The sequence below is a fragment of the Protofrankia sp. Cas4 genome (genome assembly GCF_963555915.1).
In the GTDB taxonomy this organism is placed as follows: Bacteria; Actinomycetota; Actinomycetes; order Frankiales; family Frankiaceae; genus Protofrankia.
In genome coordinates, this window is the sequence record NZ_CAUVXL010000054.1 from 1 (window position 1) to 6,552 (window position 6,552).

Genomic DNA, 6,552 nt, shown 5'->3' on the forward strand with positions numbered 1-6,552 from the left:
TAAGTCAACGGCATTGACCTTAAATCCCAAGCTTAACGATGTGTATCTGATGCTCCTGCCACAACACCAGATTCACATCGTTCCCACAGAGGGTGCGGCAATAGGGACGCGGCGTCGCGGGGCTATCGCCGGGCGTTCTCAATCCGGAGGCACGGGGAGGTCACTGGGCGAGGATCGTCAGGACGGCGCTTCGCAGGGTGGTCAGGCGGGCATCGGCCTGGCTGCGGGCGGCCGCGAGAGCCGTTGCGTCCGCGCTGGGATCGACCGGGACGGTTACTTCCAGGTAGATTTTGATCTTTGGTTCGGTGCCGCTGGGACGCACGACCACCCGTCCGCCATCCGCGAGACGAAAAATCAGCACATCGGAAGCTGGTAGTGCGGCAACTTTGCTGTCCTTGATGGTGTCTTTGATGGACGGGCCGGCAGCGAGATCACGCACGTCGACGACCGCTGCATCGCCGATGCGGGTCGGGGGCTCGGCCCGTAGCATGCTCATGATCGAAGAAAGCTGCCCGGTATCGGTGATGCGGACCGACACCGCAGACGTGGCGTGCAGGCCGCACCGGCGGACAAGGTCGTCGAGCCGGTCGAGCAGGGTGCGACCACGGCTCTTCTCCGCCGCGGCGATCCCGGCGATGGCCAGCGCCGCGGTGATCCCGTCCTTGTCGCGGACGAGGCCGGGCGCTACCGCGTAGCCGAGCGCCTCCTCGTAACCGAACACGAGGCCAGGGTGTGCCCGCATGATCCACTTGAAGCCGGTGAGGGTCTCGATGCACGCCACGCCGTACGTGGCCGCGAGCGTGGCCAGAGCGCGGGAGCTGACCACCGTCGTCGCGACCGGGCCGGGGCGGGTACGCAGCACATGGTCGGCAAGGAGCAGCCCGATTTCGTCGCCGGTGAGGATGCGCTCGCCCACCGCGACCGCACAGCGATCCGCATCCGGGTCGTTGGCGATGATCACATCGGCGGCCACCGCCCGGCCGAGGGCGAGGACCCGGTCCATCGCCCCAGGCTCCTCGGGGTTCGGGAACGCCACGGTCGGGAAGTCCGGGTCGGGTCGCGCCTGCTCGGGGACCATGAACGGTGGGGCGAACCCCGCGCGGGTGAACACCGCACGCAGCGTGTCCGCACCGACGCCGTGCAGCGGTGTGTAGGCCACCCGGAGGTCCGCGGCGACGCTCATGTCGTCCGTCGTATCGCTCGTGGGCCACAGCGCTGCCGCCGCCTCGATGTAGCTGGACCGGATCTCGTCACCGAGTCGCGTCCAGCCATCGCTCAAGGGGATGGAGGCGGCCGGTCCGACGGCGTCGATCGCGGCTTCGATCATCGTGTCGACCGGAGCGATGATCTGCGCTCCGTTTGCCGGGTCTCCGGCCGGTGCGCCCAGATAGACCTTGTAGCCGTTGTCGGTCGCCGGATTGTGACTGGCGGTGACCATGATCCCGGCGTCCGCGCCGAGCTGGCGCACCGCGAAGGCGAGCACCGGCGTGGGTACCGGCACCGGCAGCAGGGCGGCCCGTAGTCCCGCGCCGGCCAGCACCCGGACGCTGTCGAGCGCGAACCGCTCACTGCCGTGCCGGGCGTCCGCGCCGACCACTACCAGCGGCGCTGCCCGGCCCGGATCCGGCGAGCGCAGCCACGCCGCGAGTCCCGCCGCCGCACGTCGGACGACCGCGGTGTTCATCCCGGCGGGACCGGCGCGAAGTGGCCCCCGCAGCCCCGCCGTGCCGAACCGGAGGGCACCGGAGAATCGGGTTCGCAGGGCCGGAAGGTCACCGGCCTCGAGCGCACGGGTGAGTTCCGCACGGTCGGCGGGCTCGGGGTCACCCGCGATCCAGTCCCGGACCCGGGCGACGAGATCGCAATCCGCCTCAACCATGGCGGCCGGGTCGGCCGGGTCGGCTGGGTCGATCATTCACCGCGGCGGGCCCGCTCAGAGCCTGGTGACGACCGCGGCGAGCAGCGAGCCCATCCGCTCGGCGGCGGCGGCACCGGCGGCCAGCACCTCACGGTGGTCGAGCGGCGTGCCGCTCATACCGGCCGCGAGGTTGGTCACCAGAGACAGGGCGAGCACGTCGGCGCCTTCGGCCCGGGCCACGATCGTCTCGTGGATGGTTGACATGCCCACCAGGTCCGCGCCGAGCGTCCGCAGCATCCGGATCTCGGCCGGCGTTTCGAAATGCGGCCCAGGCAGGCCCGCATACACCCCCTCGGTGAGGGTGGGATCGACAGTGCGTGCCAGGTCACGCAGACGCGGGGCATAGGCGTCGGTGAGATCGACGAACCGCGGACCGATCAGTGGGCTGCGCCCGGTGAGGTTCAGATGATCGGCTACGAGGACCGGCTGGCCGACGCTGTAGTCCTCCCGGAGCCCGCCCGCGGCATTGGTGAGTACCACCGTGGACGCGCCGGCGGCGCAGGCCGTCCGAACGCTGTGGGTGACAACAGACAGATCATGATCCTCATAGGCGTGGACCCGGCCGAGGAAGAGTAGCAGGTGGCGCCCGCCGAGCGTGACGGAACGAACCTTCCCGGCGTGGCCGGGCGCGCGTTGCGGCACGAAGCCACCGAGCTCGGTAACGGTTGTCTCGCCGGCTGTCCTACCTGCCGCGGCCAGCACGTCTGCCGCCGGCAGCCATCCGGACCCGAGAATCACGGCAACGTCATGACGCTCGATCCCGGTGAGCTCGGCCAGACGCGCCGCCGAGACCGAGGCATCCGATGCCTGGAGGGTGGGCCGCATGCGGCGACTGTAGCTTCTCCGGGGACCTTGCCTGGGAGATGGGGGAAGCGCCCGGCTGGGACGGGGGACGTGCCCCGGCTAGAGTGGCCAGTCCCACGCCACTCCGTAGTGAAGGCCGCGGGAAAGCTCGACGAAGCCCTTGCGCACATAGCCCAGACCGCTCGGCCGGAGCCACTGATGTTCGTTATCCGGATGCAGCCGGGTCTCCGGGCCGAGCACGCCGGCGAAGTACCACAGCCGATCCGGCGTCGTTGCCGGATCGAACTGTACCTGCAGTATGTACCGGTTGTCCTGTTGTGCTTTCGGCACATAACTCAGCACGGGGACCATCTCACGGTCGCTCTGCACCCGCAGCCGGTAGGCAAAGGAAATACGGCGGCCGGGCGGAAGAGTCGCCGGGAATTCAAGTTCGGACACCTGGTGCCCGTTCGAGGTGAATGCGGACCGGCGGACCACGCAGTTTGCCAGTGGTTCCAGGAAGACCACGCCGGGCCGGGGGTCGCTGTGATAACGGGACGTGGCGACGTAATGATCGACACCGTCGTCGAGTGCGACCAGCGACCGGAACACCAGAACTTCCGTGAGGAACCGACCGGAGAGCCGGACCAGGATCTCGGTCCGGTCGAGAGAGAACCGGTGCGACCCGGCTTCCAGAAGATCTACGATCCCGTCGTTTTCAAGATATTCTCGCCAGCCGTCGCGGATGTTCAGCTCCGCGACCCGTTGCTGTAGGAGGAGCGCCACCTCGCTCGTTCCCCGATAGAACCATTCACGAACGGTGCGCTCGTGCCTGCCCCGCCGGCGGGCGAGTGCGTCGATACGGGCGGTCAGGGACGGATCGCCCGTATCTTCACCGTCGATGTTGAAACCGACCTGTGCCCCGGTGCGCAGCTTTTCCTGGGATAGCGCGTGACAGCACTCGGTTATGATTCTCTGTAATGCCGTCGCGCGCTGATCGTCGGTCCATTCACCTGGTGTTTCCGGTAGTTTCACCAGAGGTGAACCGGCTATTTTCTCGAGGTTCAGACCACGTCCGGTCGAGAGTGCGACGAGCTCCGCCCTGATCGTCTCCACGGTTAACTGGGTCATGGCGTTGTGGGTCATGGGTCAGCCCCGTTCCCGTCCTGACTCGGGCCTGTGGACGCGCGAAAGGAGCCGTGATCGCGCACCGTTTGGCCTACCCGCCCGTCGGGCTCCGGGCATGCCCCTCACGGTCGGGCGATATGAACCGGCGCGGCGGTGCGCTGGTTCGACCGGCGGTGAAGGGCTGTTGAGCCGTGGAGCCTCCCGTGGAAAAGGGTAGACGTTGTGGGCTTCCGATGTGTGCACAGTCGACGAAAGGCGAAGAAAGCACGTTGTATTGTCTGGATTATCTGTTTTGTGTATCCGCGATGCGGATTATCGGGTTGGCCCGCCTGCCGCAAGCCCCGGCGCAGGCCCCGGCACAGGCCCCGGCCCAAGCGCAGGCCGCTGTGTTGATCAGTGTGGAGGCGGCGGTGACGCGCGTGGCAACTGTGAGGCGCGCACGCGGGGGCCGGCTTTCCCTACCATCTGGCCATGAGCGAGCGTCTGTCGGAGTCCGGCCAGCCGATCAAGTCTGTGTACGGTGCACCCGATCTTCCTGAGGATCTGTCGGAGCGTCTCGGCGCGCCTGGCGAGTATCCGTTCACCCGGGGCGTCTACCCGACCATGTACACCGGCAAGCCGTGGACGATGCGGCAGTACGCGGGCTTCGGCACCGCGCGGGAGTCCAACGAGCGCTACCACTCGCTCGTCGCCGCCGGCACCGGCGGGCTTTCCGTCGCCTTCGACCTGCCCACCCAGATGGGCTTCGACTCCGACGAGCCGATCGCGCACGGCGAGGTCGGCAAGGTCGGCGTGGCGATCGACTCGATCGAGGACATGCGGTTGCTCTTCGACGGCATCCCGCTCGACCAGGTCTCCACCTCGATGACCATCAACGCGCCCGCGTCCGTGCTGCTGTTGCTCTACCAACTGGTCGCCGAGGAACAGGGCGTTCCGGGTTCGAAGATCACCGGGACGATCCAGAACGACGTCCTCAAGGAGTACATCGCTCGCGGCACCTACATCTACCCGCCGGCACCGTCACTGCGGCTGGTCTCGGACACCTTCGCCTACTGCCGCAACGAGATCCCCAAGTGGAACACGATCTCGATTTCCGGCTACCACATGGCCGAGGCCGGGGCGACCCCCGCCCAGGAGATCGCGTTCACCCTTGCCGACGGCATCGCCTACGTCCGGGCGGCGATCGAGGCCGGGCTCGTGGTCGACGAGTTCGCACCGCGGCTGTCGTTCTTCTTCGTCTCCCGCACGACCCTGCTGGAGGAGGTGGCGAAGTTCCGCGCCGCCCGCCGGATCTGGGCGGACGTGATGAAGAACACCTTCGGTGCGACCAACCCCAAATCGATGATGCTGCGCTTCCACACCCAGACCGCCGGCGTGCAGCTGACCGCACAGCAGCCCGAGGTCAACCTCGTCCGGGTCGCGGTGCAGGGCCTCGCGGCGGTGCTGGGCGGCACCCAGAGCCTGCACACGAACTCCTACGACGAGGCCATCGCCCTGCCCACGGTCAAGGCCGCGACGCTGGCGCTGCGCACCCAGCAGGTCCTCGCCTACGAGACGGACATCACCGCCACCGTCGACCCGTTCGCCGGCTCCTACGCGGTCGAGGCGCTGACCGACGAGGTCGAGCACGCCGCCCGTGAACTGATGGAACAGGTCGAAAAGCGCGGGGGAGCGGTCGCCGCGATCGAGCAGGGCTACCAGAAGAGCGAGATCGAGAATTCCGCGTACGCGGTCCTGAAGGGCATCGAGGACGGCTCGCGCACCGTGGTCGGCGTCAACCGGTTCCGGGCCGAGCAGGAGGACCGCTACGAGCCGTTGCGGGTGGACCCGTCGATCGAGGCTGACCAGGCCGCCCGGCTGGCCACACTGCGGGCCGACCGCGACAACGCCGAGGTGACACGCTGCCTGGACGCGGTCAAAGCCGCCGCGCAGGGGACGGACAACGTCCTCTATCCGCTCAAGGAGGCCCTGCGCGCCCGCGCTACCGTCGGTGAGGTCTGTCACGCTCTGCGCGCAGTCTGGGGGGTGTACCGTCCCGCCGACGCCTTCTGAAGTGGCCGGGCGCAGGTGTCAGGTGGCCTTGTGATACCTACAGGGCTGTTTGGTATCACAAGCTAGCGCCAGTGGTAGGTAGGTATCACAACGCCGAGCCGTGGGCAGGGCAGCCTTGCGTGCGTGGTGTCCTGTGCGTCCGTGCTGCCCTGGACGCGTGTGGTGCCCGGTGGTGGAAGGCTGGGACGCGTGCGAGGCATGCCGGTACGCCGGGCCAGGCCACCGGACGTGCCGCTGGAGCCGGGGGAGTTCACCGAGGTCGTGCTGCGGGGCCGGCTCACCGACCCCGCAGGTCCCGGTGCGCTCACCGCCAGGGCCGAACGCTTCATCGGGCGCCGGTTGGGGACGTCCCGCTGGATCCTGCTCACCACCCGGCGGTTGCTGGTCGTCGCGCCGTTCCCGCGGGCGGGTGACTACTTCGACGTGGCGTTCGACCGACGAACGGTCGCGGCGTCCCAGGGGCGCAAGCGCGGTGACCTGATCACCGTTGATCTGATGACCCCGGCCGGTCGGCAGGTGCTGCGGGTGCCGGCAAGCCTGCGCGGCGAGGTCTCCCGCCTCATCCGGGCCTTACGCCGCCCCGGTAGGCCGCTCTGACCAGGCCCGATGGCGATCTGACTTCGTAATCAGTGGGCAGATGGCCGCATGGTGCGTGGTGAACTGGCCGCTAG

Annotated in this window: 5 protein-coding genes; 2 read left to right on the forward strand and 3 right to left on the reverse strand. The window is 68.2% G+C overall.

Going from position 1 to position 6,552, the window contains the following annotated elements; genetic code table 11:
• Nucleotides 1-160 precede the first annotated feature (160 nt).
• The 3 genes from U9979_RS05880 to U9979_RS05890 all read right to left on the reverse strand — a co-directional run bounded on the left by U9979_RS05880 (nucleotide 161) and on the right by U9979_RS05890 (nucleotide 3,847).
• Nucleotides 161-1,915 carry a phospho-sugar mutase gene (locus tag U9979_RS05880; protein WP_322778565.1) on the reverse strand — a complete coding sequence of 585 codons (1,755 nt, stop codon included), beginning with the start codon at nucleotides 1,913-1,915 and terminating at the stop codon, nucleotides 161-163.
• Nucleotides 1,916-1,933: 18 nt separating this feature from the next.
• Nucleotides 1,934-2,743, reverse strand: coding sequence for a purine-nucleoside phosphorylase (locus U9979_RS05885; RefSeq protein ID WP_322778566.1), 810 nt, complete (start codon nucleotides 2,741-2,743; stop codon nucleotides 1,934-1,936).
• 78 nt (nucleotides 2,744-2,821) lie between these two features.
• Entirely contained in the window at nucleotides 2,822-3,847 is a 1,026-nt protein-coding gene (locus tag U9979_RS05890) for a hypothetical protein (protein ID WP_322778567.1), read from the reverse strand.
• Nucleotides 3,848-4,300: 453 nt separating this feature from the next.
• On the opposite strand from U9979_RS05890, the gene U9979_RS05895 reads away from it, so the two are divergent.
• Together U9979_RS05895 and U9979_RS05900 are read left to right on the forward strand one after the other, a co-directional pair.
• Nucleotides 4,301-5,881 carry an acyl-CoA mutase large subunit family protein gene (locus U9979_RS05895; protein WP_322778568.1) on the forward strand — a complete coding sequence of 527 codons (1,581 nt, stop codon included), beginning with the start codon at nucleotides 4,301-4,303 and terminating at the stop codon, nucleotides 5,879-5,881.
• 198 nt (nucleotides 5,882-6,079) lie between these two features.
• Nucleotides 6,080-6,478 carry a hypothetical protein gene (locus U9979_RS05900; protein ID WP_322778569.1) on the forward strand — a complete coding sequence of 133 codons (399 nt, stop codon included), beginning with the start codon at nucleotides 6,080-6,082 and terminating at the stop codon, nucleotides 6,476-6,478.
• The last annotated feature ends 74 nt before the right edge of the window (nucleotides 6,479-6,552 follow it).

What these genes read in the sequence shown, in the direction of transcription:
- U9979_RS05895 (WP_322778568.1), top strand. Translation starts at nt 4,301, where the DNA reads ATGAGCGAGCGTCTGTCGGAGTCCGGCCAGCCGATCAAGTCTGTGTAC.
- U9979_RS05885 (WP_322778566.1), bottom strand. Translation starts at nt 2,743, where the DNA reads ATGCGGCCCACCCTCCAGGCATCGGATGCCTCGGTCTCGGCGGCGCGT.
- U9979_RS05890 (WP_322778567.1), bottom strand. Translation starts at nt 3,847, where the DNA reads ATGACCCACAACGCCATGACCCAGTTAACCGTGGAGACGATCAGGGCG.
- U9979_RS05900 (WP_322778569.1), top strand. Translation starts at nt 6,080, where the DNA reads ATGCCGGTACGCCGGGCCAGGCCACCGGACGTGCCGCTGGAGCCGGGG.
- U9979_RS05880 (WP_322778565.1), bottom strand. Translation starts at nt 1,915, where the DNA reads ATGATCGACCCAGCCGACCCGGCCGACCCGGCCGCCATGGTTGAGGCG.